The sequence below is a fragment of the Novosphingobium sp. JCM 18896 genome (genome assembly GCF_025938095.1).
Classification (GTDB): domain Bacteria; phylum Pseudomonadota; class Alphaproteobacteria; order Sphingomonadales; family Sphingomonadaceae; genus Novosphingobium.
On record NZ_JAPCZF010000004.1, the window covers coordinates 264,794 to 290,605 of the forward strand.

A 25,812-nucleotide genomic window follows, 5' to 3' on the forward strand; every position below is an offset into this window, starting at 1 on the left:
TATGAGCGATACCGACAACAAACCGACGCTGGGCCGCAAGCCGCTGGGACTGAAGCGTTCGGTCGAAGCGGGCGAGGTCAAGCAGACCTTCAGCCACGGCCGCACCAACAAGGTCGTGGTCGAGGTCAAGCGCCGCAAGCTGATCGGCAAGCCCGGTGCCCCCGAGACGGCCGCGCCCGAAGTCGCTGCGCCGCCGCCGCCCCCGCCGCCGGTCCAGCAGGCCCCGCAGCCCGCGCCGCGGCCGACCAATGTCGCGCCGACCGGTGAGACGCGCCAGGAACTGCAGCAGCGCCTGCTGCGCGAGGCCGAGGAAGCTCGTATGGCTTCGCTCGAGGCGGCCAGCCGCCGCGAGGAGGAAGAGCGCGTGCGCGCCGCCGACGAAGAGCGTCGTCGCGCCGAAGCGAACCAGGCCAAGGCGGCCGAACCCGTCGTCGAGAGCCCGCCTGCGCCCGAGGCCGCTCCCGCCGTCGAGGCTCCCGCCGCGCCCGCAGTCCAGCCCGAAGCCGCCGTCGAGGCGCCTGCCGCCACCGCGGCTGCACCCGCGAGCAGCGCGCCCGCGACGACTGCTGCAGCGCCCGCGCAGGCCGCCGCGCCCGCACCGCGCCGCTTCACCCCCGTCGTCGCCCCCAAGCGTCCAGAGCCGCCGGCCAAGAAGCCGGCCCATGCCCGTGACAAGACCGGTGCCGGCGATCGTCGCCAGTCGGGCAAGCTCACCGTCACGCGCGCGCTGAACGAGGACGAGGGCGCCCGCGCCCGCTCGCTCGCTGCGCTCAAGCGTGCCCGCGAGAAGGAACGTCGTGCGCATTACGCCGGCCAGTCGCAGCCGCGCGAGAAGCAGGTGCGCGACGTGGTCGTGCCCGAGACGATCACCGTCGGCGAACTCGCCAACCGCATGGCCGAGAAGGGCGCGGACCTGGTGAAGGCGCTGTTCAAGATGGGCGTCATGGTCACCGTCAACCAGACGATCGACCAGGATACGGCGGAGCTGCTGGTCGAGGAATTCGGCCACAACATCACGCGCGTTTCCGAGAGCGACGTCGACATCGACCATGCGGCCGACGTCGATGCCGAGGACACGCTGCAGACCCGTCCGCCCGTGGTCACGATCATGGGCCACGTCGACCACGGCAAGACCAGCCTGCTCGACGCGCTGCGCGGCACCGACGTGGTGCGCGGCGAGGCCGGCGGCATCACGCAGCACATCGGCGCCTATCAGATCAAGACCAAGGGCGGTGACCTGATCACCTTCCTCGACACCCCGGGCCACGAGGCCTTCACCGAAATGCGCATGCGCGGTGCCAATGCCACCGACATCGTCATCCTGGTGGTCGCGGGTGACGACGGCCTGATGCCGCAGACGATCGAGGCGATCAACCACACCAAGGCGGCCGGCGTGCCGATGATCGTGGCGATCACCAAGAGCGACAAGCCCGAGTTCAAGGCCCAGAAGATTCGCGAGCGCCTGCTCGAGCACGAGATCGTCGTCGAGGCGATGTCGGGCGACGTGCAGGACGTCGAGGTCTCGGCCAAGACCGGCGCGGGCCTCGACGAACTGATCGAGAAGATCCTGCTTCAGGCCGAACTTCTCGAGCTCAAGGCCAATCCCGACCGCGCGGCCGAGGCCACCGTGGTCGAAGCCAAGCTCGACAAGGGCAAGGGCCCGCTGGCGACCGTGCTGGTCAATCGCGGCACGCTCAAGGTCGGCGACATCTTCGTGGTCGGTACCCAGTCGGGCCGCGTCCGTGCGATGCACGACGACAAGGGCCGCCAGATCAAGCAGGCACCGCCCTCGCTGCCGGTCGAGGTCCTCGGTCTCGGCGGCGTGCCGATGGCCGGCGATACGCTGACCGTCGTCGAGAACGAGGCGCGTGCGCGCGAAGTCGCGGGCTACCGTCAGGAGCAGGCGACCGCGAAGCGCACGACTGCGGCGCCGGCCAGCCTCGAGAACATGTTCTCGGCGCTCAAGGACAAGCAGACGGTTCTGGAATACCCGATCGTCGTCAAGGCCGACGTTCAGGGTTCGGCCGAGGCCATCGTCAATGCGCTCAACAAGATCTCGAACGACGAGATCAAGGTGCGCGTGCTGCATTCGGGCGTCGGTGCGATCACCGAGAGCGACGTGTCGCTGGCGCAGGCCGCCGGTGCGCCGGTCGTCGGCTTCAACGTCCGTCCGAACGCCAAGGCGCGCGAGATGGTCGAGCGCTTCAAGGTGCCGATGAAGTACTTCGACGTGATCTACCAGCTCACCGAGGAAGTCGCCAAGGAAATGGCGGGTATCTGGGGGCCGGAGCGCATCGAAACCGTGGTCGGCCGCGCCGAGATCAAAGAGATCTTCCCGGCCGGCAAGAAGGACAAGGCGGCGGGTCTGCTCGTCACCGACGGCTATATCCGCAAGGGCCTCTACGCCCGCGTCACCCGCGACGACGTCATCGTCTCGAAGACGACGATCGCCTCGCTGCGACGCTTCAAGGACGACGTGGCCGAAGTCCGCGCCGGTCTGGAATGCGGTGTGGTCCTCCAGGATACGAACGACATCAAGCCGGGCGACATCCTCGAGACCTTCGACGTCGAGATGCGCGAACGTACGCTTTGAACGAGAACGGACGCTGTAGCGTTTCTGTATCGCAAGCATGAAGACTATCGCTTTCCTGCCGCAACTTGCGGCGGAAAGGCGGTGGTATCATGTGATTATAGAAAATGTGGTGATTCTGGTTCTCGGCGTCGCGACCTTCATGGTCGGTCTCGTCGGTTTGGTGATCAAGCTCATAGAGCTGGGTCGCAAGTGAACTGGTGAGGGAGCCGGCACTGGAATGCCGGCTCCCAATACGATTTGAGCCCGGATGCTGGAACATCCGGGCTCAGGCGATGATCATGTGAACACGTCAAATGTAGTGATGTGTGTAATCTATCACACGGCCGGAAATTTTCAAGATAGGCGAAGCATGATGGATATGTGCGGATCGCTTATCCTTCGGAGCTTCTACTACATCGAGGAATCGGCAAGGCAGGTTTTGAAATGAAGCGGCGCGACGCCACTTTCCTGTCAGTCTGCCTCGCGACGGTGGTCGGCATTCTCGTTGTCGGCCTCGTCATTGCCTTGGGAGTCAGGCGAAGCGCATTCGATCAAGGCGTGAAGGCTTGTGTTGCAGCCATATCCCAGCACGATCCGCGGCACGATGCCTTGGTCGACTTAGGTCGCGGCGAGGCGCGGTTTTTCTTCGACATGAAAAATGAATGGGACTGGATGCAGCGAGTTGCGGAAGGCGCGATACCTTTCCGTGATGCTGCAGGACGTGTGTCGCGGCAATGTTGGCAAGATGATCCGAAGGTGTGGCGTGAGCTGCCTTTTCAAGTTTTTTCCGTCCACATGCTCGTTCGGAAAGGTGACCACTATACGGGTGCGGCCGATCCTGTCAATTCGCCCCGAACTGCTTGTGGACAGGCAGAGGAAGACTACATCCGCGCCTACAACGCCGAGATGGCGCGCCTAAATCCCCGCTCGATCGTCCGGTACTGCAAGTGATGCCCCGCTACCTCGCCTTGTTCGACAGCCTTCGCGTCGGTGCCAAGCGCCTGACCATGGCTGAATTGCGTGCGGCGCTTGAAGCTGAAGGTTTCTCGAATATCGAGACCGTCGTCTCCGGCGGAAACCTGCTGCTCGATCACGACGAGCGCCCGGACGAAGGGCTCGAGGAAAAGCTGCGCCTGATCATGCGCCAGCGCTTCGGCATGCAGTCGCCGGTGCTGGTCCGCTCGCGGGCCTCGCTGGCCGCGGCCATCGCGGAAAATCCGTTCGCGGGCGCCTATGAGGATGCGATCGTCCACACGCTGTTCCTCGACGGGGCGGTCGATGCCGATGCCTTCGCGCGGATGGAGAACGGACGCCAGGGTGCGGAACGGCTGGCATTCGGTGACCGGGCACTCCATATCGACTATTTTTCCAGCGTCGCCGAGGGCAAGCAGGTGGCATCATTCATCGAACGCCGGCTCGGCCAGCGGGGCACCGCCCGGAGCCTGCAGACGATGAAGCGCATGCTGGCCAAGATGTCAGACGCCGCGATCGCAACAGATTGAAGACGAAAGTTCGAACAGGATGGCCCGCCCCACTACCACGCCCGAAACCCGCAGCGTCCGGCTTCTCAAGGTCGGCGAGCAGGTGCGGCACGTCATCTCCGACCTGCTGACGCGGCAGGAGGTGCACGACGACGTGCTCTCCGCCCACGCGGTCAGCGTCACCGAAGTGCGCATGTCGCCCGACCTGCGCCACGCCTCGGTCTATGCCAAGCCGCTGCTCGGCGCCGACGAGGAGGTCGTGCTCAAGGCGCTGCGCACCAACACCGCCTTCTTCCAGCGCGAGGTCGCGCAGCGGCTCAAGCTCAAGTACGCGGCGAAGATCAAGTTCCTGCCCGACGAGAGCTTCGACGAGGCCAGCCGTATCGACGCGTTGCTGTCAGATCCGCGCGTGGTGCGCGATCTCGAGGCGGGCGAGGGCGATTGATTTCGGATCGGGTAAGACGTATCTTACTACTGTGACCGCGCAGACCAAGCTTTCGGCCAAGGGCCAAGTCGTCATCCCCAAGGATGTCCGCGATCGATTGGGTTGGCTGCAGGGCAGCGAGCTTGAAGTAATCGTGACGGGCGAAGGCGTCATTTTGCGCAAGCCTCGCCGTGCAGGCTCGCTAAGTGCGGACGAGGCTTTGGCGCGCATTCATTCTCGGCGCCCGCACGAAGGGCCGGCCGTTCCTGTGGAGGAATTGAGCTTTTCGCAGGAAGCCTATCGCAAGTGGCTTGAACGCGGCGAATGATCGCGCTCGACACCAACGTCGTCGTGCGCCTGATCGTTCGCGACGATGAAGGTCAGTATGCGAGCGCGAGGCAACTGCTCGATGAGGAATGCCGCCTCATCTGGACGGTGGTGGTCGAAACAGGATGGATTCTGGAGGCCGTCTATCGTTGGCCGCGGGAGGCCATTGCCCAGGCTTTCGAGGATTTGATGGCGATCGAGACGATCATCGTTCCTGATGACGACGCGATGCGCTGGGCCATCGGCCGCTTTGCCCATGGCGCCGATTTCGCCGACATGATGCATCTGGCTTCGTGCGATCCGATCGCTCGGGAATTCGTTTCATTCGACAAGCGTCTGGCGAAGCAGGCTGGCGACAAGACTCCGATCCAGGTGCGATTGCTGGGATAAGATGGCCAAGCTCTATTTCTACTATGCCAGCATGAACGCGGGTAAATCCTCGACCTTGCTCCAGGCCAATTTCAACTATCGCGAGCGCGGCATGGCGACGATGCTGTGGACCGCGGCCTTCGACGATCGCGGCGGCGACGCGGCGATCGCCAGCCGCATCGGCCTTGCCGCCGATGCCCATCGCTACGAGCCGGAGACCGACCTCTGGGCGCGCATCACCGCGGCCCATGCCGTACAGCCGCTGGCCTGCGTGTTCGTCGACGAGGCGCAGTGGCTGTCGGTCGCGCAGGTTTGGCAGCTCGCGCGGCTGGCCGACGAGGCGAATATTCCGGTGTTGTGTTACGGCCTGCGCACCGACTTTCAGGGCGAGCTGTTTCCCGGCTCGGGCGCGCTGCTCGGCATTGCCGATGCGCTGATCGAGCTCAAGGCGGTCTGCCATTGCGGCCGCAAGGCGACGATGAACCTGCGCGTCGACCAGGACGGCGCTGCCGTGCGCGAGGGGGCGCAGATCGAGGTCGGCGGCAACGACCGCTACGTGGCGCTGTGTCGTCGGCATTTCGGCGAGGCCTTGGGACGGAATAGCGCATGATCGAGACCGTGATCCAGGCGGCGGCGCTGATCGTGCCGCTGATTGTCGCCATCGTCTTCCACGAGGTCGCGCACGGCTGGGTCGCGCGCGCGCTCGGCGATCCGACCGCGGCCGAGATGAAGCGGCTGAGCCTCAATCCGCTGCGCCACGTCGATCCGGTCGGCACGATCATCCTTCCGGGCTTCCTCGCGCTGGTGAAGGCGCCGGTGCTCGGCTGGGCCAAGCCGGTGCCGGTCAACAAGTGGCGGCTGCGCAATCCGCGCACCGGCATGATGATCGTCGCGGCGGCGGGGCCCGCGACCAACTTCGTGCTCGCGGCGATCGGCGCGGTCCTGCTGGGGCTGATTGTCGGCGTCTATGGCCGCGAAACGTCCGAATTCGTCGTGACGAACCTGATCAACTTCCTGCAGATCAACGTCTTCCTCGCGTTGTTCAACCTGCTGCCGCTGCCGCCGTTCGACGGTTCGCACATCGTCGAGGGGCTGCTGCCGCCGGCTGCTGCGGAGAAGTTCGATCGGCTGCGGCCTTACGGCTTCGGGCTGATCATCCTGCTGCTGATCGTGCTGCCCTCGTTCGTCCCCAGCCTGTCCATCGTCGAGAGCGTCGTGGTCCCGCCCGTGCAGTGGGCGGTCGGGCACTATCTGGCACTGGCCGAGGCCGTTGCGCATCTGTGATTTTTATCCGGGTTTAATGTTGACATTTATATCCGGGTTAAATTATCGGCGCGGGCAGGAGGAATTTGTCATGCCCGTTACCGCTTTCGTCGAGAACGCGATCTTCGCCCGCGGCTCTGCCGAGGACGTCGCCAGCCAGCTCCGCGGCTTGCCGCCATTGGAGCGGGCTTCGGATGTGCTCGTGTTCGATGACGAGAGCGGCAGGCAGATCGACCTGCCGGTCCGCGAAGTCGAGGCGCCGCGTGGGCGCGGACGGCCGTCGCTGGGCGTCTCGGCGCGCGAGGTGACCCTGCTGCCGCGCCATTGGGAATGGCTGGCGGGGCAGCCGGGCGGCGCCTCGGCGACCTTGCGCCGGTTGATCGAGGAGGCGCGCAAGCGGGCGCGTTCGGCGCGCGAGTGCCTCGATGCCGCCTATCGCTTCCTCACCGTCATGGCCGGCGACCGGCCCGGCTACGAAGAGGCGATGCGTGCGCTCTATGCCGGCGATCGCGTACGGTTCGATGAACTCGCGGAGGGCTGGCCCGAAGCGGTGCGCGACCACGGCGCGGCGCTGGCCTGGCCCGAGGCCGCGTGATGCCGCACGGCTGGATCATTCTCGACAAGCCGCTCGAACTCGGCTCGACCCAGGCGGTGGCGGCGGTGAAGCGCAACCTGCGCCAGGCGGGGCTCGGCAAGGTCAAGGTCGGCCACGGCGGCACGCTCGACCCGCTGGCGACGGGCGTACTGCCGATCGCGCTGGGCGAGGCGACCAAGCTGGCGGGGCGCATGCTTGATGCCAGCAAGGTCTATGCCTTCACCCTGCGCTTCGGGGCGGAGACCGACACGCTCGATCTCGAGGGCAAGGTCATTGCCGAGAGCCCGCACCGCCCAAACCAAGCCGAGATCGAAGCCGCGCTGCCGCGCTTCACCGGCCCGATCGAGCAGGTGCCGCCCGCCTATTCGGCGCTGATGGTCGACGGCGAGCGCGCCTACGACCTCGCGCGCAAGGGCGAGGCGGTCGAGCTCAAGTCGCGCCACGTCACGATCCACGAACTGCGCCTCCTCTCCACCGAGGACGAGGCGGCGACCTTCGAGGCATATGTCTCCAAGGGCACCTACATCCGCAGTCTCGCGCGCGATCTCGCGCGGGCGCTGGGTACGGTCGGGCACGTGACGATGCTGCGCCGGCTGCGCGCCGGACCGTTCGACCTGTCCCAGGCGATTTCGCTGGACAAATTGAACGAGATCGGCAAGGGCGCCCCCCTTGAGAACGTGATCTTGCCGCTGGAGGCAGGGCTGGTCGACATCCCGGCTCTAGACCTCGGCTCGGAACAGGCAAGCATGGTCCGCCAGGGCCGGGTTCTGTCCGAGCTGGCTTTTGACGATGGGCTCTACTGGGCGCGGATCGGGGATCGTCCCCTGGCGCTGGTGGAACTTTCGGGCGGCGACGCCCGCGTGGTCAGAGGCTTCAACCTTCCCGATGTCGCGGAGTAAATGACATGTCGGTTACCGCCGAGAAGAAGCAGGAAATCATCCAGGACAACGCCCGCGCGAAGGGTGACACCGGTTCGCCGGAAGTACAGGTCGCGATCCTGACGAGCCGTATCGTCACGCTGACCGAGCACTTCAAGGCGCACCACAAGGACAACCACTCGCGCCGCGGTCTGCTGATGATGGTCAACAAGCGCCGTTCGCTGCTCGACTACCTGAAGAAGAAGGACGTCGCGCGCTACAACGCACTCATTCAGAAGCTTGGCCTGCGCAAGTAAGCAGAGTTTTGAAGCGGCCCCTAGCGGGCCGCTTCTTGTATCAGCCCCGTGCGCAATTCGGCGGCGGGGCGGGAAAGGGGCCAGCAGCGCCCCAACCGGACCGGGACGGTACACCCGGCAGCAAACCCCGCCGGCAATAGGGCAGGCGGGTTGAAGGAAACTACATGTTCGACACGAAAACCGTATCGGTGGAGTGGGGCGGAAAGACCCTCACTCTGGAAACCGGCCGCATTGCCCGTCAGGCTGACGGCGCGGTCCTCGCCACCTATGGCGAAACCGTGGTGCTTTGCGCCGTGACCGCCGCCAAGTCGGTCAAGGAAGGCCAGGACTTCTTCCCCCTGACCGTCCACTACCAGGAAAAGTTCTTCGCCGCGGGTCGCATCCCCGGTGGCTTCTTCAAGCGCGAACGCGGCGCCACCGAGAAGGAGACCTTGGTCTCCCGCCTGATCGACCGTCCGGTCCGTCCGCTGTTCCCCGAAGGCTTCTACAACGAGATCAACGTCATCGCTCAGGTGCTGAGCTATGACGGCGAGGTCGAGCCCGACATCGTCGCGATGATCGCCGCTTCGGCCGCGCTGACCATCTCGGGCGTGCCCTTCATGGGCCCGATCGGCGCCGCGCGCGTCGGCTACAAGGACGGCGAATACACGCTGAACCCGAAGCAGGACGACGCGATCAAGAACGGCGAGCTCGACCTCGTCGTCGCCGCCACCCAGGACGCGGTGATGATGGTCGAATCCGAAGCCAAGGAGCTTTCGGAAGAGGTCATGCTCGGCGCGGTCATCTTCGCGCACGACGAGATCAAGAAGGTCATCGGCGCGATCATCCAGCTGGCCGAGAAGGCCGCCAAGGATCCGTGGGAAGTTCAGATCTCCGACAACTCGGCGATCAAGAAGCAGCTCAAGGACCTGATCGGCAAGGACATCGCGGCAGCCTACAAGCTGACCAACAAGTCCGAGCGTTCGAACGCGCTCAACGCCGCGCGCGACAAGGCCAAGGCCGCTTTCGCGGACCAGGACGCGCAGACCCAGATGGTCGCGATCAAGACCGTCAAGAAGGTCGAGGCCGACGTCGTCCGCACCGCCATCCTCAAGGACGGCACGCGCATCGACGGCCGCAAGACCACCCAGGTCCGCCCGATCGAGGCGACCGTGGGCCTGCTGCCGCGCACGCATGGTTCGGCGCTGTTCACGCGTGGTGAGACGCAGTCGATCTGCACCACCACCCTGGGCACCAAGGACGCCGAGCAGATGATCGACGGGCTGGAGGGTCTCTCCTACTCGAACTTCATGCTGCACTATAACTTCCCGCCCTACTCGGTCGGCGAAGTCGGTCGTTTCGGCGCCCCGTCGCGTCGCGACACCGGCCACGGCAAGCTCGCCTGGCGCGCGCTGCAGGCGGTGCTGCCGACCAAGGAAGAGTTCCCCTACACGATCCGCGTGGTGTCCGACATCACCGAGTCGAACGGTTCGTCGTCGATGGCGACGGTCTGCGGCGGCGCTCTGGCCATGATGGACGCGGGCGTTCCGCTCAAGCGTCCGGTCTCGGGTATCGCCATGGGCCTGATCCTCGAAGGCAAGGAATTCACCGTGCTGTCCGACATCCTGGGTGATGAAGATCACCTCGGCGACATGGACTTCAAGGTGGCCGGCACCTCCGAAGGCATCACCACGATGCAGATGGACATCAAGGTCGCGGGCATCACGCGCGAGATCTTCGAAGCCGCTCTGAACCAGGCCAAGGACGGTCGCGCCCACATCCTGGGCGAGATGACCAAGGCCCTGGGCACCGCGCGCACCGAGCTGTCGGCGCACGCACCGCGCATCGAGACGCTGCAGATCGACAAGTCGAAGATCCGCGAAGTCATCGGTACGGGCGGCAAGGTCATCCGCGAGATCGTCGCCGAGACCGGCGCCAAGGTCGACATCGACGACGAAGGCCTGATCAAGATCTCGTCTTCGGACCTCAACCAGATCGAGGCCGCCAAGAACTGGATCCTCGGCATCGTCGAGGAAGCCGAGGTCGGCAAGATCTACAACGGCAAGGTCGTCAACATCGTCGACTTCGGCGCCTTCGTGAACTTCATGGGCGGCAAGGACGGTCTCGTCCACGTCTCCGAGATGAAGAACGAGCGTGTCGAGAAGCCGACCGACGTCGTCAAGGAAGGCCAGGAGGTCAAGGTCAAGGTCCTCGAGATCGACAACCGCGGCAAGGTCCGCCTGTCGATGCGCGTCGTCGACCAGGAGACTGGCGAAGAGCTCGAGGACACGCGTCCCGCCCGCGAGCCGCGCGAACCGCGCGGTGATCGTGGCGACCGCGGCGATCGCCGCGGTCCGCGCAGCGGCGGTGGCGGCCGTGGCGGTGACCGCGATCGCGGCCCCCGTCGTGACGGCGGCGACCGTCCTCGTCGCGACCGCGACGGTGAAGGTGGCGGCAACCCCGACCACATGCCGGCTTTCCTGAAGGACGACTAAGTCCCGTCAGAACCGAAAACGAGAAGGGGGTCGCGGCAACGCGGCCCCTTTTTCGTTTGGGACGGGCAAGATCCTCCCTATCTCTTTTCCGTCGCCCCTGCGAAGGCAGGGGCCCAACCAAGCTCTCACCCGGAAGCTGAAGGTGCGTGTTGGCGAGGTCAGCTGGGCCCCTGCCTTCGCAGGGGCGACGAGGTTGTATGGGGTGGCCAGCATAGCTTTCCGTCGTCGTCCCGGCGTGAAACCTTGAACCCGCGCACCCGGCCACTGATATTCTCACCGTGTACCTATCGGCATCCCCTCGCGAGCGCGTGGTGTCGGCGCTGGCTTCCGGCACGGTTGTGGCCTTCGTCATCTATGCGCTGATCATGGGACTGGCCTACAATGTCGCGACACAAGGCCGCGATGCCCTGATCTCGGTCTTCTCCGATCAACCGCCACCGCCACCACCCCCCAAGCCGCAGCCCAAGCCCGAGCAGCGCAAGGCCGAGCGCCCGGCGGCCAAGGAGGAGGCCAGCCCGCGCAATCTCAGAAATAAGGCGACGCCGGTGGTCGCGCCGCCGGTGGTGCCGCTGATCGTGCCGCCGCCGATCGTGGCCGCGACCCAGGCCGGCACCGGTCAGGCGGCGCAGACCGGCGCCTCGGATCGGCTGGGGCCGGGGCGGGGCGCGGGCGGTTTCGGCAATGGCACGGGCGGTGGCGGCCAGGGCGGCGACGGTGGCGGTGGCGTGCCCGCGGTCGGCCCGCGCCAGATCCGGGGCAAGCTGTCGTTCAACGATCTGCCCGACGGCCTGCTGGCGCCGGGCAGCGAGGCTTCGGTCGGCGTACGCTACGTCGTCGAGGTCGACGGCCACGTCAGCAATTGCCGCGCCACCGAATCGAGCGGCTATCCGCAGATCGACTGGACCGCTTGCCGGCTGATCGAGCAGCGCTTCCGCTACAAGCCCGCGCGTGACCGCGAGGGCAATCCCGTGCGCTCGGCGGTGGTCGAGACGCATAGCTGGTATATCCGCGAGGAGGATTAGGGGGCGGGGGGTGCACCCGATCCTCCCCTGCAAGGGGAGGGGGACCGCGCGCGAAGCGCGTGGTGGAGGGGTGTCACCCTCTCCGAGATGGGGACACCCCTCCGTCATCCCTGCGGGATGCCACCTCCCCTTGCAGGGGGAGGAACCACCATTTCCCCTTGCACCCCCAGCCTCCCGCTGGAATTCTCACCGCCGTTCAGGTCAGGGGAGATGACACGATGCGCCGCATGGCTTGGCTCGCAGGTACCCTGCTCGGCGCGATCGCGCTGCCCCAGGCGGCGGGGGCGAGCGGCGATTTCGGCTGCGATCCGGCCTGGCGCCTGTTCAACCGCGAGTTCAATCGCTGCTCCAACACCGCGCTGCTCTCGCCGGGCAACGACACGCGCGTGAACCTGCTGTTCCTGGCGCGCGACCGGCAGGCGGCGCCGGCGACAGGCTTCGCCTATCCGGGCGAAAGCCTCGCCGAGCCCGGCCTCGGCCACAACTTCTTCTCATGGCGGATGCTGCGCGGATCGCTCTATCCGCAGCCCGAAGCGGCGGACGACGACAATCCGCATTACGGTTCGCGCTGCATCAGCCTCGCCTCGGGCACCTCGGCGTTCAACGCCGCGCTGGCCGCCAATCGCAGCGTTCCCGCAGCCGAGCGCACCGCCCTGACCGCGGCGCGCGCCAGGACCGGGCTCTATTGCACCGAGGAGGCCAGCGGCTATGTCGCGCCGACCGGCATCGCCAGCGCGCCGGGACGCGAGTTCGCCGGCTATCTCGATGCGGCCGAGGGCTTCTACATCGAGGACTTCGCCCGCGCGCGCGACGGCTTCACGCGGCTGCGCGGATCGAAGGATCCGTGGCTGGCCGAGACCGCGGCCTATATGGTCGCGCGCACCGAGCTCAACGCGGCGCAGGTCGGCGCCTTCGACGAATATGGTTCCTATGACGCCGGCAAGGTCGACAAGGCCGCGCTCGGCCGCGCGCGCGGCGCCTTTGACGACTATCTCAAGCGCTATGCCCAGGGGCGTTACGCCGCTTCGGCGCAGGGGCTGATCCGCCGGACCCTGTGGCTCGGCGGCGATGCCGTCGGGCTGGCGCGCGAATACGAGCGCATGCTCGCGGCGACATCGGCGGCGACGCCGGCCGTCGCCGATCTGGTCCAGGAGGTCGACAACAAGCTGCTGACCACCGAGGGCGGCCGGGCGATCGACGGGCCGCTGATGCTGGCCACCGCCGATCTGATGATGATGCGCGAGTCCTACGAGGGCGGTCCGCAGCCGATCGCGCTCGCGCAGATCGTCGCGCAGGAGAAGAGCTTCGCCGGCCGCGCCGATCTCTACGGTTACGTCCTCGCGGCCCACGCCTTCTACGTCGAGAAGAACCCGGCCAAGGTGCTGCAGCTGCTGCCCGACGATGCGCGCAAGCCCGCCTATGGCCCGCTGGCCTTCAGCCGCCAGGTGCTGCGCGGCATGGCGCTCGCCGCGAAAGGCGATCGCAACGAGGCGGGGTTCTGGCGCGAGCTGCTCGGCGGCGCCAAGGGGCCTTACCAGCGCCCCGTGGTCGAGCTGGCGCTGGCGATGAACCTCGAGCGGACCGGCCGGCTGGCCGAGGTGTTCGGCCCTGCCTCGCCGATCGGCGAGACCGTGCTGCGCGAGATCCTGCTGCAGAACGTCGCGGGGGCGGACCTGCTCCGTTCACAGGCGCGCGATGCCAGGCGTCCGGTGCACGAGCGCGACCTCGCGCTGTTCACCCTGCTCCACAAGGAGCTAGCCTATGGCGACTATGCGGCCTTCGTCAGCGACAGCGCTATGCTCGGTGCTTCGGCGAGCAGCGAGGGCGGGCTGTGGGACCTGCTGGTGCAGGACCGCGTGCCCGCCGGGCTGTTCCGCAAGGCGACCTGGTCCGACGGCTATGCCTGCCCGGCGCTGTCGGCCACCGCGGCGAGCCTCGTGCAGAACCCGCGCGACGTGAAGGCGCGGCTGTGCCTCGGCGATTTCTACCGGCTCAACGGTTTCGACGATTTCGGCGTCTTCGCCGACGACGCCATGCGGCCCAAGCGCGACGAGCTCGGCGGCACGCCCAGCCTGTTCGTCGGCAAGCCCACGCCGCGCGGCGATTTCTATGCGCAGATCATCGCCGATTCCAAGGTCGGCGGCGAGGACAAGGCCTATGCGCTGTTCCGCGCGATCAACTGCTACGCGCCAAGCGGCGGCAACGCCTGCGGCAATGCCGACGTGCCCGAGAGCCAGCGCCGCGCCTGGTTCCAGCGGCTGAAGAAGGACTACCCGGCCAGCCCCTGGGCGCAGAAGCTGCGCTACTATTGGTGAGGCTGCGGCGGTGGCTGGCGGCAGCGCTCGGGTTGGTGCTGCTGGCCGGATGTGGCGGGGAAAAGGCGGCGCGCGTCGACCCGGCCGACTACGACGCGGTGTTCCTCTGGGCGGGGGTGCCTTCGTCGTCGGTGCCCCGGTCGGCCAGGACGGTCTACCTGCTCGCGGGCGAGGTGCGCGCCGACGATCCGGGCCGCTTCGTGTCCTTGCGCCCGGCGACGCCGAAGGGCAGCGGCGCGGCGCTGTGGTACACGGTCCGGGTCGAGCGGCTCGACTGGTCGGAGGCGGTCTATGCGCGCGTCCTCGCCGATCTCGCGCGCTGGCGGGCGGCGGGGAACCGGGTGGTCGGGCTGCAGATCGATTTCGACGCCAGGACGCGCGGCCTGGCCGACTATGCGCGCTTCCTCGCGGGTCTACGCCGGAGAATGCGGCACGAATACCAGCTGTCAATCACGGGGCTGATGGACTGGAGCGCACAGGGCCATCCGGCCGCGCTGGCGCAGCTGGCGGGCACGGTCGACGAGGTGGTTATCCAGACATATCAGGGCCGTAGCACGATCCCCGGCTACCAGGCCTATATGGCCTCGCTGGCGAAACTGCCGCTGCCCTATCGTGTCGGTGTGGTCGAGGACGGGGAATGGCAGGCTCCGCAAGACCTTGAAAACGATCCCGAATTCCGCGGTTACGTGGTGTTTCTGCTGCCGCCCAGCCGTCAGGCACCCGGAGTTCAGGCAACCGCCAGGCGCAACTGATCGTCACGCCCACCCCGCCGCTCGGCGGTCCGCACGCAGTTCTTGCCCGCCTGCTTGGCCAGATACAGCGCGGCATCGGCCATCGGCACGACGTCGGCCGGGCTGGTCGAGGTCTCGGGCACCGAGGCGATGCCGAACGAAGCGCTGATCGGCACGCCATGCGCATCGGACAGCCCCTCGACCCGCGCGCGCAGTCCTTCGGCCTTGATTTCCGCGCCTTCGAGGCTGCAGCCGGGCAGGATCACCATCAGTTCCTCGCCGCCATAGCGCGCGACGACGTCCGACGGACGCAGCCCGCCAATGAGCTGGGCCGCAACGTCGCGCAGCACGGCATCGCCCTTGGCATGGCCGTTCTGGTCGTTGAGCCGCTTGAAGTTGTCGAGGTCGATCATGATGACCGAGGTCGAGCTACCCGTGCGCTCGGCCAGGCTGACGTAGCGGTCGAGCGCGTCTTCCATGTAACGGCGGTTGTAGAGCCCGGTCAGCGGATCGCGCAGCGACTGCGTGCGCAGCTTCTCGCGCAGCGCGATGTTCGACAGCGCCAGCGACATCGAGTCCGCCATGGCGCTGGCGAGGCGACGTACGTCGTCGAGCAGGGCGCCGGCGTTGTCGGCTTCGACGGCCAGCATGATCAGGCCATAGACCTGGCCGCGCGCCATCATCGGCACTTCGATCGTCGCGGCTTCGCCGATATGATGCATGCAGCACAAGGTCCGCGCGGCGGGGTCGTTGACGTGCGGCTTGCCGCGCTTGAGCGCCCAGCAATTGCCCGGCAGCAGGGCTTCGCTCGGGGCGAAACCCTCGGAGGTGTTCCAGCTCTTGGCCAGATCGAGGCGGTCGCGCGAATTGTTGAAGACGTAGAGCGCGCCGGCGAAATTGGGCAGCAGGCGCGTGGCCGTGGCCATCAGCACGGCGCCGGCATCGTCGTGATCCTCGGCCGCCTGCAGCATGTCGGTCATGGCGAAGAGCTCTTCGACCTGGGCATGCGCTTCGCGCGCGGCATCGGCCATGGCGCTGCGCTCGTCGAGTTCGCCGAGGCTCTTGCTGGCCAGGATCGTCGACAGCGCGAGGATCGTCAGGATCATGAGCATCGCGGCGATGGTCGCGATGCGCGGGAAGCCGGCGGTCTGGTAGGCGGCCACACCGAGTGCGGCGCAGATGATCAGCTGCATGCCGATGAAAGGCAGGGTCCAACCATGGACTCCGCCCTCGGTCACCTTCCTGATCGATCCCAAAGCCATATCGGCACCCGCCTGAGCAATTCCCGGGCGCGATATAGCAGTGCGGAAGTTAAGAATTACCCCACGCCTAGTTAACTCGGACGTAAGCACATTCCATGGCAGGGCTTAACGCTTCACGCGCACGGCACCCAGAAAATCGCGCTTTCCGATGACCACGCCCTGGCTGCGCAGCACGGCATAGGCCGTGGTTGCGTGGAAGAAGAAGTTCGGCAGCGAGAAGCTCAGCAGGAAGTCCTCGCCGCGATATTCCATGCGGCCGGCGCTGAAATCGAACACGACATCGCGATCCGCCGCCGCGTCGACTTCGCCGGGCTCCACCGCCTTGAGTATCGTGATCGCCTTGCTCACGGCTTCGCGCAGCGGTGCGAAATCGGTCGGCGGTGTCGAGGTGTCGGGGCCCGTGCGCCCGCTGCGAAGCGCCTCGATCGCGCCCGCCGAACTGAGCACGCAATATTGGATCTGCTTGCCGAAGTTCCACATGTCGGGTGCGAGTTTGGCGTCGGTCAGCGCTTCCGGCGGCAGGCCGTGCTCGCGGCAATGGGCCTCGGCCTTGTCGATCAATCGGCCGACCGAGGGCAGGATCTGCAGGAAAACGCCGACCGTGGCGGCGTGAAGCGGGCTGGACATGCGAAAGCTCTCCCCGAGTAACGGGGAGAGGCTAGGCCAGCATCTTCGGTGGAGCAAACCGGCTAATCGGCTTGGCTAACGAAACCTTGCCGATGCGCGCGCGGTTCAGGCCGCTTCGCGGGCCGAGCCGGGTTCTTTGATGATGAGATTGCGGCCCGCGGCCTTGGCCGCATAGAGCGCGTCGTCGGCCGCCTTCATCGCCTCGCGTGGGCTGGGATGGGCGAAGACGTCGGCGATGCCGCCCGAGAAGGTGATCCGGCCGAACGGAATGTCGGTCGCGCGGTTGACCAGGCGGCGTTCGGCCATGGCATCGCGGGCTTCGTCGAGCACGGCCCAGGCCTCTTCGATCGACTTGCCGCGGAACAGGATGACGAATTCCTCGCCGCCGTGGCGGGCAACGTGGCAGTTCTCGTTCGAGATCTTCGCGAGCGTCTGCGCGACGGCGCGGATGACCCGGTCGCCGGCCTCGTGGCCATGCGTGTCGTTGACGCGCTTGAAGTGATCGATGTCGCAGATCGCGACGCAGAGCTGTTCGCCAAGATCGAGGGCGGTGCCGGTCTCGCGCTCGAGCACGCTCTCGAAGGCGCGGCGATTGGGCAGGCCGGTGAGGTGATCGAGCTCGGCGCTGCGGCGCGCTTCGTCGAGGCTGCGCTGGAGCGCGCGAGTCTGCATCTCGGAGCGGTTCATCTCCTTCTCGATCTCGCGGGTGCGGTCGAGCATCATGCGCGCGATGTTGGCCAGTTCGGTGATGACGACGCCGGCCTTCGAGACCTGTTCGAGCTCGCTGACGTGCTGCTCGAGCGCCGAATTGTATTCGTTGGCCGCGCTCTTGGCCGCGACCGTGGTCTGGCCGAATTCCTGGATCGACTGTTCGAGCTTGGCCATCATCGCGTCGAGCTGGGCCACGCCGTCGTTGCGGCCGGTGGCGCGACAGGCGTCTTCGAGCCAGAGCATGTTGACCGGCTGGCGCGAGATCACGCGCTCCTCGAGCAGGCAGGCGAGCTTCGGATCGGCGCCCGTGAGCACGTCATGCGCGATCGCGAGCGTGAACGAGTTCACTTCGAGGTGATGCGTCAGCAGGAAGCTGCCGATGTCGGTGAGCAACTGGCGACGCCTACGCTCGCGCGGGTCTTCCTGCTCGGCGGGCGCCGACGTTTCGTCGGTAGCCTCGACGGCCTGGATTTCCTCTTCCCCGTGGGGTCCGGCGCCCAGCCCGAGCCAGCGCAGGATGCCCTTCGATTTCGCCTCATGATCGCTCATGCGCTGGTTAACGACGATTTTTCCATAAATTTAAGGCGTCGAACGCGGTTTGGGCGATGTTTTTTTGCCCGATTGGCCGATCGAAAAATGGCTCGATCAGGCTTCGAGCGGCGGCAGTTCCTCGCCCGGTTGGAAGCACAGGATCGGAATTTCGCGATCGGTTGCGGCCTGATAGTCGCGATAGGGCGGGTAGAGATCGGCCATGAAGCGCCAGATTGCCGCGCGTTCGTCCCCTGCCGGTTCGCGCCAGCCACAGCGGAAGGCCTGGCCGCCGATCTGGATGGTCACTGCGTCGGCCGCCCTGACGTTGTGATACCAGGCGGGGTGGACGTCGGCGCCGCCCTTGGATGCAACGATCACCACCTCGCCGCCGGTGTCGCCGTAGATGAGCGGAGTCACCCGGCGTTCGCCGCTCTTGCGGCCGCGGGTTTCGAGCAGCAGCGTCGTGGTGAAGCGGTGCCCGCCGAGATGGCGATAGTCGAGGATGTGGCCCTCGCGTCCGCCCGAGGACAAATAGGTGTTGCGATGCTGCGCCACGAATTCGAGCGTCGCGCGCTCGACCACGGTCATTTCTACTTTGTCGTCGCTCATGCCTTTCTCTCCTCCGGTCTGCCGTCAGACTGTCAGAGATGGTGCCTTGCGAAAACGCGAAATGCTTGTCGGAGGCGGAACAGGCAAAGCAAAGGCGGCCGAACGAGAGTCCGGCCCCCTGCTGATTTCGGCAAGAATGCCTGTGGTCGCTGGGACTTAGCGCACCCGCGGGCCACCGAAGGGCAGCGGCGGAGGAGGACGGCGCGCGCCACGCGGAAGCTGTGCCTGATAGGCGCGGCCGCAGTGCTCGACGCAATAGGGGAAGCCGGGGTTCACCTTCTCGCCGCAGAAATGGAAGTCGGGCTCGCCCGGGTGACCCATCGGCCAGCGGCAGATGCGGTCGTTGAGATCGAGCAGGCTGGTCTTGTCGGCGATCTCGGCGCTGGGCTTGGCGGGAACCAGGCGGCGCGGCGGCGCCGGCGGGATCGGCGCCTGCTGATCGCCGGGACCCTGACGCAGGAAGCCGCCGGGGCCGACCGAGACGATGCGCGGGGTCGGTGCCGTCGGGGCCGGGGTTCCCGCAGCTGCAGCCGGAGCCGCTGGGGCGGCGGCGGGCGCGGGGCGCGAAGGCGCCGGCGCCGGCGTCGGACGCGGTGCGGCTTCGGCGCGCGGCGTTTCGGCCGCGGGTTTGGCCGGCTTGGCGGCCGGTGCCGCAGGAGCCTCCGCCTTCTCGTTCGGCTTGACCGGGGAAGGGCGCGCCTTGAGGCCGAGGCGATGCGCCTTGCCGATCACCGCATTGCGGCTCACGCCGCCGAGCTCGTCGGCGATCTGGCTGGCGGTGGAGCCGCCTTCCCACATCTTGGTCAGCTTCTCGATGCGTTCGTCGGTCCAGCTCATGCCTATTCCACTCGATCCATTCCGTGACGAGGCCCGCCACATTGAGAGGCGCGCTTGCCACGGCAAAGCGCACCCGATAGTCGCCGTACCATGGCCGATCAACCCCACCGCACCGAAGCCGCCGGCACGCACGATGCCATACCGGGACTGCGCAAGTTTCCGCCGCAGGGAGAAGCCGTGATCCACCAGGTGAACTGGCTGGGGCTCAAGACGCTCTATATGAAGGAGGTGCGGCGCTTCTTCAAGGTGCAGACCCAGACGATCTGGGCGCCCGCGGTGACGACCCTGCTGTTCCTGGTGATCTTCACCGTGGCCATGGGGCGCGGTGACCGTCAGGTGCTCGGCGTCAACTTCGCGACCTTCGTCGCGCCGGGGCTGATCGTCATGGGCATGATGCAGAACGCCTTCGCCAATGCCAGCTTTTCGTTCCTGTCGGGCAAGCTGCAGGGCACGATCATCGATTTCCTGATGCCGCCTCTGACCGAAGCCGAACTGATGGGCGCGATGATCACCGCCTCGATCACCCGTGCGGTGCTGGTCGGGCTCGCGCTGGCGCTGATGATGGCGCTCTGGCCCGACGTGGCGCTGCACATGGCGCATCCCTGGGCCGTCGTCTGGTTCGGCTTCATGGGGGCCATGTTCCTGTCGCTACTCGGTTTTCTGTCCTCGATCTGGGCGGACAAGTTCGATCACAACGCCGCGATCACCAGCTTCGTCATCGCGCCGCTGTCGCTGCTTTCGGGCACCTTCTACGTGATCGACAACCTCGCCCCGGCGTTCCAGACGGTCAGCCGGCTCAACCCGTTCTTCTACGTGATCTCGGGCTTCCGCTTCGGCTTCCTCGGCCAGAGCGACATCGGCAGCACCAACATGGCCGTGCTGCACAGCGCCATCGGGCTGGGCGTGCTGAACCTCGTGCTGGGCGTGGTGACCTATCTGGTGCTGCGCTCGGGCTGGAAGCTCAAGAGCTGAGCGCCACCGCGTTCTGCTTAGGCGGGACTCAGTGGGTCAGGCCGCGGCGAAGCTGGTAGCGCTCGCCGTTGAAGTCCTCGAACAACTGCTGCAGCGACGGGTGATCGACCGGACCGCTGGCGCCGTCGGCGAGCAGGTTCTGCTGGCTGACGTAGGCGACGTAGCTCGAATCGCCGTTCTCGGCGAGCAGGTGGTAGTATGGCTGCTCGCGCGCGGGACGCGATTCGGCAGGGATCGCCTGGTACCATTCCTCGCTGTTGGCGAAGACCGGATCGATGTCGAAGATCACCCCGCGGAAGTCGTAGAGCTTGTGGCGCACGACATCCCCGATCGCGAAGCGGGCCCGCGTCTGGAGCGGGGCTTCGATCAGGCGGCCCGCTTGGGGCGAGAAGAAATTGGCACGTTCCATGGGCAAGATATAGGTTCTGTGCATAAGTGTAACAAGGAAGGCCAAAAAACGTTCCACGGATTTCGCATGTCGGGGCTTGGCAAGCGCCACCTTCTCGGCTAACCGCCCGCTTCCGACCGGGCAGCCCCACTGCGGGCGCTCTGAAACACTTCGCGGAGAGGTGGCAGAGTGGTCGAATGCGCCGCACTCGAAATGCGGTGTACGGGTAACCGTACCGTGGGTTCGAATCCCACCCTCTCCGCCATCACCTCTTCCGCAGGGGTCCGCAGCAGTCCGGTAAGATTGTGTTTTTGCTCGAAAAATTGACTTTTAGCTGATCGATTCGGCCATAGCCGTTCGCCACGTTCCGGTCCGGAATATGGTACGCGGCATGGTAACGGCATCGGAAAAACATGGTCTGGAGATGAGCCATGCTCAGCGACGCTAAAGTCCGGAATGAAAAGCCAAAATCCAAGTCTACGAGCTCACTGACGGCGAACAGCTATATGTTTTCGTAACGGTGGCCGGCGGCAAGAAATGGCGCGGAAACTATACATATAAAAAAGCAGAAGACCCTTTGCTTTGGCGTATACCCGGCGCTCGACATCGTCGAAGCCCGGCGCAAGCGCGACAAGGCTAAGGGCCATTCTCGACGAGGGGCGCGATCCTGGAGTGGTCAAGAACCTCAAGATCGAGGAGAATCGGGAGGCTGCCCGCAGTACTTTCGAGAAGGTCGCCCGCTTCTGGCATGCCCATGCCAAGTCGCAGTGGTCGTCAAGGCACGCCGCGGACGTCATCGGCAGCCTGGAGCGCGACGTGTTTCCGATGATCGGCAAGCTGCCGATCTACGACATCAATCTCGCCCCAACTCTCGGCATCGACGTCGGTGCCGCCGTCGATCAGCACGCGGAATCGCGCGGGTTCGCCGTCCTGCGGTGCGCCGAGGCGAGGTGGAGATCGCGCGCGTGGAAGCGACACGGTAACCGCGTACGCGGCCCTGCGGATCGATGACGTAGAACCCCGGCCAGCCCTGGTTGCCGAACTGTCGCCAGAGCGCATAGTCGCTGTCGAGCAGTACGGGGTAGTCGATGCCGTGGTCGGCCAGCGCCTGACGCACCTTGGCCGGGGCCTTCTCGAAACCGAACTCGGGCGTGTGGACGCCGATCACCACCAGGCGATCGCGGTACTTCGCCTGCCAGGCACGCAGGTAAGGCAGCGGCCGCAGCGAGTTGATGCACGAGTAGGTCCAGAAGTTGATCAGGACCACCTTGCCGCGCAGCGACTGCGGCGTCGGCCGGCCGTTCAGCCAGGTCCTGCCGGCGAGCAGGAGCGGGATCGGATCGCCGGGCGTGTCGGCGATACTGCTGCCGTCGAGACCGATCGGCGCGCCCGGACTGGCGAGGCATATCGCGGTGGTCGCGACGCCGGCGAGCAGGGCGATCGCCGCGAAACCCAGCGAGCGGCGCTTGATCGACATGAGGCTATCCTTTCCGACGTGGCGGGGCGTGTTCCCGGCGCTCGAGCGGACATAGGAGTGCCGGAGGCCGGAAGCGCGTTAGGCTCTGCGCGGCGGCGTTAGGTTCGCGAAGCCCACAGCTAACAGGCCATCACAGCGCATAACGAGCCCGGGCCCGTCCACCGGCCTATCTGCCTGACGTTCCGCCCTCGCGGCCCCAGGAGATGCATTTTGGACGATAGCCTCACCACGTCACGCCGCCAGTTCGTCGCCGCCGCAGCCCTGACTGGGGCGGCTGGCCTGATCCCCGGCGCGGGCCGTGCGCAGGTCGCCCTGCCGGCGATCCGCCCGTTCAAGGTCGCCGTTCCCGCGACCGAAATCGCCGACATGAAACGTCGCGTCGCCGCGATGCGCTGGCCCGAGCGTGAGACCGTCGCCGACGACAGCCAGGGCGTGCGCACCGACCGGCTGCAGCCGTTGATGCGTTACTGGGCGGGGGGCTACGACTGGCGCAAGCTCGAGGCGAAGCTCAACGCCCTGCCGATGTTCCTGACCGAGATCGACGGGCTCGACATCCACTTCATCCACGTCCGTTCGCGTCATGAAAACGCGATGCCGATGATCATGACGCACGGCTGGCCGGGCTCGATCCTCGAATTCCTCAAGGTTATCGGCCCGCTGACCGATCCCGTCGCGCACGGGGGCCGTGCGGAGGACGCGTTCCATCTCGTCGTGCCCTCGATCCCCGGCTTCGGTTTCTCGGCCAAGCCTGCCGGTAAGGGCTGGGGTTCGGACCGCGTGGGCCGCGCTTGGGGCACCTTGATGCGGCGGCTCGGCTACGAGCGCTACGTCTCGCAGGGCGGCGACTGCGGTTCGGTGATCTCGCAGCGGATGGCGCTGCAAAAGGTGCCCGGTCTGATCGGCGTGCACCTCAACATGCCTGGGACCGTTCCCGCCGAGATCGCCGCGATCCTCAAGGCCGGCGGGTCCGCACCGGCCACGCTTTCGGCCCCGGAACGCGCTGCCTTCGATGCGCTCGAAACCTTCTATCGCGACAGTTCGGGCTACGCCGAGATGATGGTCACGCGGCCGCAGACGATCGGCTATGCGCTGGTGGATTCGCCGCTGGGCCTTGCCGCCTGGATCTACGACAAGTTCGCCACCTGGACCTACAGCGGCGGCGACCCCGAGCGCGTGCTGACGCGCGACGAGATGCTCGACGATATCTCGCTCTACTGGCTGACCCGCACCGGCGCCTCGGCCGCGCGGATCTATTGGGAAGATCACAGCAACAATTTCAACGCGATCGACATCGCCGAACTGCCCGTCGCCGTGACGGTCTTCCCCGGCGAGATCTACCGCGCTCCGCGGAGCTGGGCGGAGCGCTGCTATCACAACCTCACCTATTTCAGCGAAGCGACGAACGGCGGCCATTTCGCCGCCTGGGAGCAGCCGGCGATCTTCACCGAGGAAGTCCGCGCCGCATTCCGGCCGCTGCGCTGAGCATCCCGATCCGAACCCAAGGAGACCCATGATGACCCAGACTCCCAAGACCCTCTATACCGCCCATGTCCACGTCACCGGTGGCCGCGAAGGCGCCGCGCGCAGTTCGGACGGCCGGCTCGACATCCAGCTTGCCGCGCCCGGCAGCGCCGGTGCGGGCACCAATCCCGAACAGCTCTTCGCCGCCGGCTGGTCCGCCTGCTTCGAAGGCGCGATGGGCATCGCTGCCAAGCAGCAGGGCGTCACCTTGCCGGCCGACCTGGCGATCGACGCCGAAGTCGATCTGCGGCTCGGCGATGACGGCTATACGCTGGCCGCGCGGCTCAAGGTCTGTCTGCCGGGGCTCGATCGCGACCAGGCGCAGGCGGTGATTGACGCGGCTTCGCGAACCTGTCCCTATTCGAAGGCGGTCGCCGGCAACATCGACGCCGCCGTCATCCTCGTCTGATCCCCAATCCCAACGGAAGGAGCTTCCCATGAAGAAGACTGCTCTCGGCGCGTTCGCGCTCGCCGCCGCGCTGATCGCCCCCGCCGTCCAGGCGCAGGCACCGGCCGCCCCATCGTCCACCGGCAAACCCACGATCGTCCTGGTCCACGGCGCCTTCGCCGATTCATCGAGCTGGAACGGCGTGATCAGCATCCTCCAGCGTGACGGCTATAGCGTGGTCGCCGCGGCCAATCCGCTGCGCTCGGTGCACGGCGACGCCCGGGCGGTAGGCGACGTGCTGACCAGCATCGCCGCGCCGGTCGTGCTCGTCGGCCATTCCTACGGCGGTTCGGTGATCAGCGAGGCGGCCGAAGGCCATGCCAACGTCAAGGCGCTGGTCTATGTCGCGGCTTTCGCGCCCGACACCGGCGAGACCGCTGCAGGCCTCAGCGGCAAGTTCCCCGGCGCCACCTTGGGGCCGGCGCTGGCACCGCCCGTGCCGCTCTCGGGCGGTGGCAACGATCTCTACATCCAGCAGCCGCGCTCCCACGACCAGTTTGCCGCCGACGTGCCAGAGGCCGAGGCCAAGCTTATGGCCGCGGGACAGCGGCCGATCACCGACGTCGCGCTTAACGAGGCGGCGACCAGCGCGGCCTGGAAGCACGTGCCCGCCTGGTTCGTCTATGGCGACAAGGACAAGAACATCCCCCCGCAGGCGCTCGGCTTCATGGCCGCACGCGCCCGCTCGCGGCAGACCGAGGTGATCAAGGGCGCCTCGCATGTCGTGATGGTCTCGAACCCGGCGGCGGTCGCGGCGCTGATCGAGAAGGCCGCGGTCGCCAAGTGAGGCGGGCCGCAAGGCAAAACGAAGGGCGGCGTGTCTGGGGGCGCGCCGCCCTTCGTCGTTTCAGAAGTCGGTGGACTGGCTGACCGGAAGCCAGGCTTCCATTTCGCGCCGGCGCAGGTCCTCGCTGGCGGCGAAGGCCGCGAGCGCATCGGAGCCGAGGATCAGATGGGCGGGCAGGTCGTCGCGGCGCGAGAGGTCGACGATGACCTGGGCGATCCTGGCGGGATCGCCGACCTCGTTGCCGGTATGCACGGCCAGCCGGCGGTGCGCTGCGCCGACCGAGCCGTCGTAGTCGGCGGGGATCGGGCTGTCGTCCTCGGTGGCGCCGGTGCCCCAGTCGGTGCGGATGCCGCCGGGCTCGACCGCGATCGCGCGAACGCCGAAGCCCGCGGTCTCCTTGGCCAGGATTTCCGTGAAGCCCGAGACCGCCCATTTGGCGGACTGGTAGGCGGACAGGCCCGGCGTGGTCACGCGCCCGCCGACCGAAGAGACGTTGATCACGTGGCCCGAACGCTGACGACGCATGACCGGCAGGACCGCGCGCACCAGATTGACCACGCCGTAGAAATTGGTGTCGACCTGGTTGCGGAAGTCGCGCGCCTCGATCAATTCGAACGGCGCGAGGTGGGCATAGCCGGCGTTGTTCACCAGCACGTCGATCCGGCCGAAGGCCGCGACCGCGAAGTCCGCCGCCTCCTGCGCGGCGTCGGCATCGGTCACGTCGAGCGCGAACAGGCGTAGGGTGTTTTCGTGCTCGGCCAGAAGTCGCACGAGGGTACTCGTGTCGCGCGCGGTCGCGACCACGCTGTCACCCGCGGCGAGCGCCGCGCGCACGACTTCGAGCCCCAGTCCCCGGCCGCTGCCGGTGACCAGCCAAACTTTCGACATCGCTATT

Annotated in this window: 28 protein-coding genes, 1 tRNA gene and 1 pseudogene; 22 read left to right on the forward strand and 8 right to left on the reverse strand. The window is 66.6% G+C overall.

All coding sequences use genetic code 11. The features are described from left to right. Position 1 precedes the first annotated feature (1 nt). The 16 genes from infB to OLX23_RS16000 all read left to right on the forward strand — a co-directional run bounded on the left by infB (position 2) and on the right by OLX23_RS16000 (position 14,768). The gene (infB, locus tag OLX23_RS15925) at positions 2-2,593 is read left to right on the forward strand and encodes a translation initiation factor IF-2 (protein ID WP_264446001.1); all 2,592 of its coding nucleotides are present in this window, start codon (positions 2-4) and stop codon (positions 2,591-2,593) included. A 37-nt stretch (positions 2,594-2,630) separates the two neighbouring features. Further along, positions 2,631-2,786, forward strand: coding sequence for a hypothetical protein (locus OLX23_RS15930; protein WP_264446002.1), 156 nt, complete (start codon positions 2,631-2,633; stop codon positions 2,784-2,786). A gap of 230 nt (positions 2,787-3,016) precedes the next feature. Then, the gene (locus tag OLX23_RS15935; RefSeq protein ID WP_264446003.1) at positions 3,017-3,523 is read left to right on the forward strand and encodes a hypothetical protein; all 507 of its coding nucleotides are present in this window, start codon (positions 3,017-3,019) and stop codon (positions 3,521-3,523) included. Then, complete coding sequence (locus OLX23_RS15940; RefSeq protein WP_264446004.1) at positions 3,523-4,074, forward strand: DUF1697 domain-containing protein; 552 nt, start codon at positions 3,523-3,525, stop codon at positions 4,072-4,074. Before OLX23_RS15935 ends, OLX23_RS15940 begins: the two co-directional genes overlap by 1 nt. Positions 4,075-4,093: 19 nt before the next feature. Next, positions 4,094-4,498 (forward strand): 30S ribosome-binding factor RbfA, encoded by a 405-nt coding sequence (rbfA, locus tag OLX23_RS15945; protein ID WP_264446005.1) that lies wholly within the window; start codon positions 4,094-4,096, stop codon positions 4,496-4,498. 31 nt (positions 4,499-4,529) lie between these two features. Next, positions 4,530-4,805 (forward strand): AbrB/MazE/SpoVT family DNA-binding domain-containing protein, encoded by a 276-nt coding sequence (locus OLX23_RS15950; protein WP_264446006.1) that lies wholly within the window; start codon positions 4,530-4,532, stop codon positions 4,803-4,805. Then, the gene (locus OLX23_RS15955; RefSeq protein ID WP_264446007.1) at positions 4,802-5,194 is read left to right on the forward strand and encodes a type II toxin-antitoxin system VapC family toxin; all 393 of its coding nucleotides are present in this window, start codon (positions 4,802-4,804) and stop codon (positions 5,192-5,194) included. The genes OLX23_RS15950 and OLX23_RS15955 overlap by 4 nt, the downstream gene beginning before the upstream one ends. A 1-nt stretch (position 5,195) precedes the next feature. Then, the gene (locus OLX23_RS15960) at positions 5,196-5,783 is read left to right on the forward strand and encodes a thymidine kinase (RefSeq protein WP_264446008.1); all 588 of its coding nucleotides are present in this window, start codon (positions 5,196-5,198) and stop codon (positions 5,781-5,783) included. After that, a complete protein-coding gene (locus tag OLX23_RS15965) occupies positions 5,780-6,457 on the forward strand; it encodes a site-2 protease family protein (protein WP_264446009.1) in 678 nt (225 codons plus the stop codon). The genes OLX23_RS15960 and OLX23_RS15965 overlap by 4 nt, the downstream gene beginning before the upstream one ends. Before the next feature lie 70 nt (positions 6,458-6,527). Further along, positions 6,528-7,031, forward strand: a complete 504-nt coding sequence (locus OLX23_RS15970) for a DUF2239 family protein (protein WP_264446010.1) — start codon at positions 6,528-6,530, stop codon at positions 7,029-7,031. Next, the gene (gene truB, locus OLX23_RS15975) at positions 7,031-7,930 is read left to right on the forward strand and encodes a tRNA pseudouridine(55) synthase TruB (RefSeq protein ID WP_264446011.1); all 900 of its coding nucleotides are present in this window, start codon (positions 7,031-7,033) and stop codon (positions 7,928-7,930) included. The genes OLX23_RS15970 and truB overlap by 1 nt, the downstream gene beginning before the upstream one ends. A 5-nt stretch (positions 7,931-7,935) precedes the next feature. Then, a complete protein-coding gene (gene rpsO, locus OLX23_RS15980) occupies positions 7,936-8,205 on the forward strand; it encodes a 30S ribosomal protein S15 (RefSeq protein ID WP_264446012.1) in 270 nt (89 codons plus the stop codon). A gap of 164 nt (positions 8,206-8,369) precedes the next feature. Beyond that, entirely contained in the window at positions 8,370-10,679 is a 2,310-nt protein-coding gene (gene pnp / locus OLX23_RS15985) for a polyribonucleotide nucleotidyltransferase (protein WP_264446013.1), read from the forward strand. Positions 10,680-10,990: 311 nt separating this feature from the next. Further along, positions 10,991-11,701 (forward strand): energy transducer TonB, encoded by a 711-nt coding sequence (locus tag OLX23_RS15990; RefSeq protein ID WP_264446014.1) that lies wholly within the window; start codon positions 10,991-10,993, stop codon positions 11,699-11,701. Positions 11,702-11,928: 227 nt separating this feature from the next. After that, positions 11,929-14,016 (forward strand): hypothetical protein, encoded by a 2,088-nt coding sequence (locus OLX23_RS15995; protein ID WP_264446015.1) that lies wholly within the window; start codon positions 11,929-11,931, stop codon positions 14,014-14,016. Continuing rightward, on the forward strand, positions 14,013-14,768 hold the full coding sequence (locus tag OLX23_RS16000) for a DUF3142 domain-containing protein (protein ID WP_264446016.1): 756 nt from the start codon (positions 14,013-14,015) through the stop codon (positions 14,766-14,768). Before OLX23_RS15995 ends, OLX23_RS16000 begins: the two co-directional genes overlap by 4 nt. Here OLX23_RS16000 and OLX23_RS16005 read toward each other — a convergent pair. From OLX23_RS16005 to OLX23_RS16025, 5 genes are all read right to left on the reverse strand, one after another. Beyond that, the gene (locus OLX23_RS16005; protein WP_264446017.1) at positions 14,744-15,985 is read right to left on the reverse strand and encodes a sensor domain-containing diguanylate cyclase; all 1,242 of its coding nucleotides are present in this window, start codon (positions 15,983-15,985) and stop codon (positions 14,744-14,746) included. The two genes, OLX23_RS16000 and OLX23_RS16005, sit on opposite strands and share 25 nt — an antisense overlap. A 129-nt stretch (positions 15,986-16,114) precedes the next feature. Next, positions 16,115-16,636, reverse strand: coding sequence for a DUF1993 family protein (locus tag OLX23_RS16010; RefSeq protein ID WP_264446018.1), 522 nt, complete (start codon positions 16,634-16,636; stop codon positions 16,115-16,117). Positions 16,637-16,741: 105 nt separating this feature from the next. Beyond that, on the reverse strand, positions 16,742-17,896 hold the full coding sequence (locus OLX23_RS16015; RefSeq protein WP_264446019.1) for a sensor domain-containing diguanylate cyclase: 1,155 nt from the start codon (positions 17,894-17,896) through the stop codon (positions 16,742-16,744). A gap of 96 nt (positions 17,897-17,992) precedes the next feature. Further along, positions 17,993-18,487 (reverse strand): nitroreductase family deazaflavin-dependent oxidoreductase, encoded by a 495-nt coding sequence (locus tag OLX23_RS16020; RefSeq protein WP_264446020.1) that lies wholly within the window; start codon positions 18,485-18,487, stop codon positions 17,993-17,995. 156 nt (positions 18,488-18,643) lie between these two features. Beyond that, positions 18,644-19,324 carry a GcrA family cell cycle regulator gene (locus OLX23_RS16025; RefSeq protein ID WP_264446021.1) on the reverse strand — a complete coding sequence of 227 codons (681 nt, stop codon included), beginning with the start codon at positions 19,322-19,324 and terminating at the stop codon, positions 18,644-18,646. Between the two features lie 90 nt (positions 19,325-19,414). On the opposite strand from OLX23_RS16025, the gene OLX23_RS16030 reads away from it, so the two are divergent. Continuing rightward, positions 19,415-20,296 carry an ABC transporter permease gene (locus OLX23_RS16030; RefSeq protein ID WP_264446022.1) on the forward strand — a complete coding sequence of 294 codons (882 nt, stop codon included), beginning with the start codon at positions 19,415-19,417 and terminating at the stop codon, positions 20,294-20,296. Positions 20,297-20,324: 28 nt separating this feature from the next. Here OLX23_RS16030 and hspQ read toward each other — a convergent pair whose 3' ends face one another. Next, positions 20,325-20,705 (reverse strand): heat shock protein HspQ, encoded by a 381-nt coding sequence (hspQ, locus tag OLX23_RS16035; protein WP_264446023.1) that lies wholly within the window; start codon positions 20,703-20,705, stop codon positions 20,325-20,327. A gap of 154 nt (positions 20,706-20,859) precedes the next feature. On the opposite strand from hspQ, the gene OLX23_RS16040 reads away from it, so the two are divergent. Together OLX23_RS16040 and OLX23_RS25820 are read left to right on the forward strand one after the other, a co-directional pair. Further along, positions 20,860-20,949: transfer RNA gene (locus OLX23_RS16040), tRNA-Ser, on the forward strand. 407 nt (positions 20,950-21,356) lie between these two features. Beyond that, positions 21,357-21,485: pseudogene (locus tag OLX23_RS25820) on the forward strand (hypothetical protein); the annotation flags it as partial. Positions 21,486-21,537: 52 nt separating this feature from the next. Here OLX23_RS25820 and OLX23_RS16045 read toward each other — a convergent pair. Next, complete coding sequence (locus OLX23_RS16045) at positions 21,538-22,161, reverse strand: redoxin domain-containing protein (RefSeq protein ID WP_264446024.1); 624 nt, start codon at positions 22,159-22,161, stop codon at positions 21,538-21,540. A 210-nt stretch (positions 22,162-22,371) separates the two neighbouring features. Here OLX23_RS16045 and OLX23_RS16050 point away from each other — a divergent pair, with 210 nt between their 5' ends. From OLX23_RS16050 to OLX23_RS16060, 3 genes are read left to right on the forward strand one after another with little or no spacing between them, the layout of a single operon-like run. Next, positions 22,372-23,643 carry an epoxide hydrolase family protein gene (locus OLX23_RS16050; protein ID WP_264446025.1) on the forward strand — a complete coding sequence of 424 codons (1,272 nt, stop codon included), beginning with the start codon at positions 22,372-22,374 and terminating at the stop codon, positions 23,641-23,643. Between the two features lie 28 nt (positions 23,644-23,671). Further along, entirely contained in the window at positions 23,672-24,091 is a 420-nt protein-coding gene (locus OLX23_RS16055; RefSeq protein WP_413629897.1) for an organic hydroperoxide resistance protein, read from the forward strand. Between the two features lie 28 nt (positions 24,092-24,119). Then, positions 24,120-24,917: an alpha/beta fold hydrolase gene (locus OLX23_RS16060; protein WP_264446026.1), complete on the forward strand. Its 798-nt coding sequence runs from the start codon at positions 24,120-24,122 to the stop codon at positions 24,915-24,917. Positions 24,918-24,977: 60 nt separating this feature from the next. Here the strand turns inward: OLX23_RS16060 and OLX23_RS16065 are convergent, their stop codons facing one another. Further along, positions 24,978-25,805 (reverse strand): SDR family NAD(P)-dependent oxidoreductase, encoded by an 828-nt coding sequence (locus tag OLX23_RS16065; protein ID WP_264446027.1) that lies wholly within the window; start codon positions 25,803-25,805, stop codon positions 24,978-24,980. Positions 25,806-25,812 lie beyond the last annotated feature (7 nt).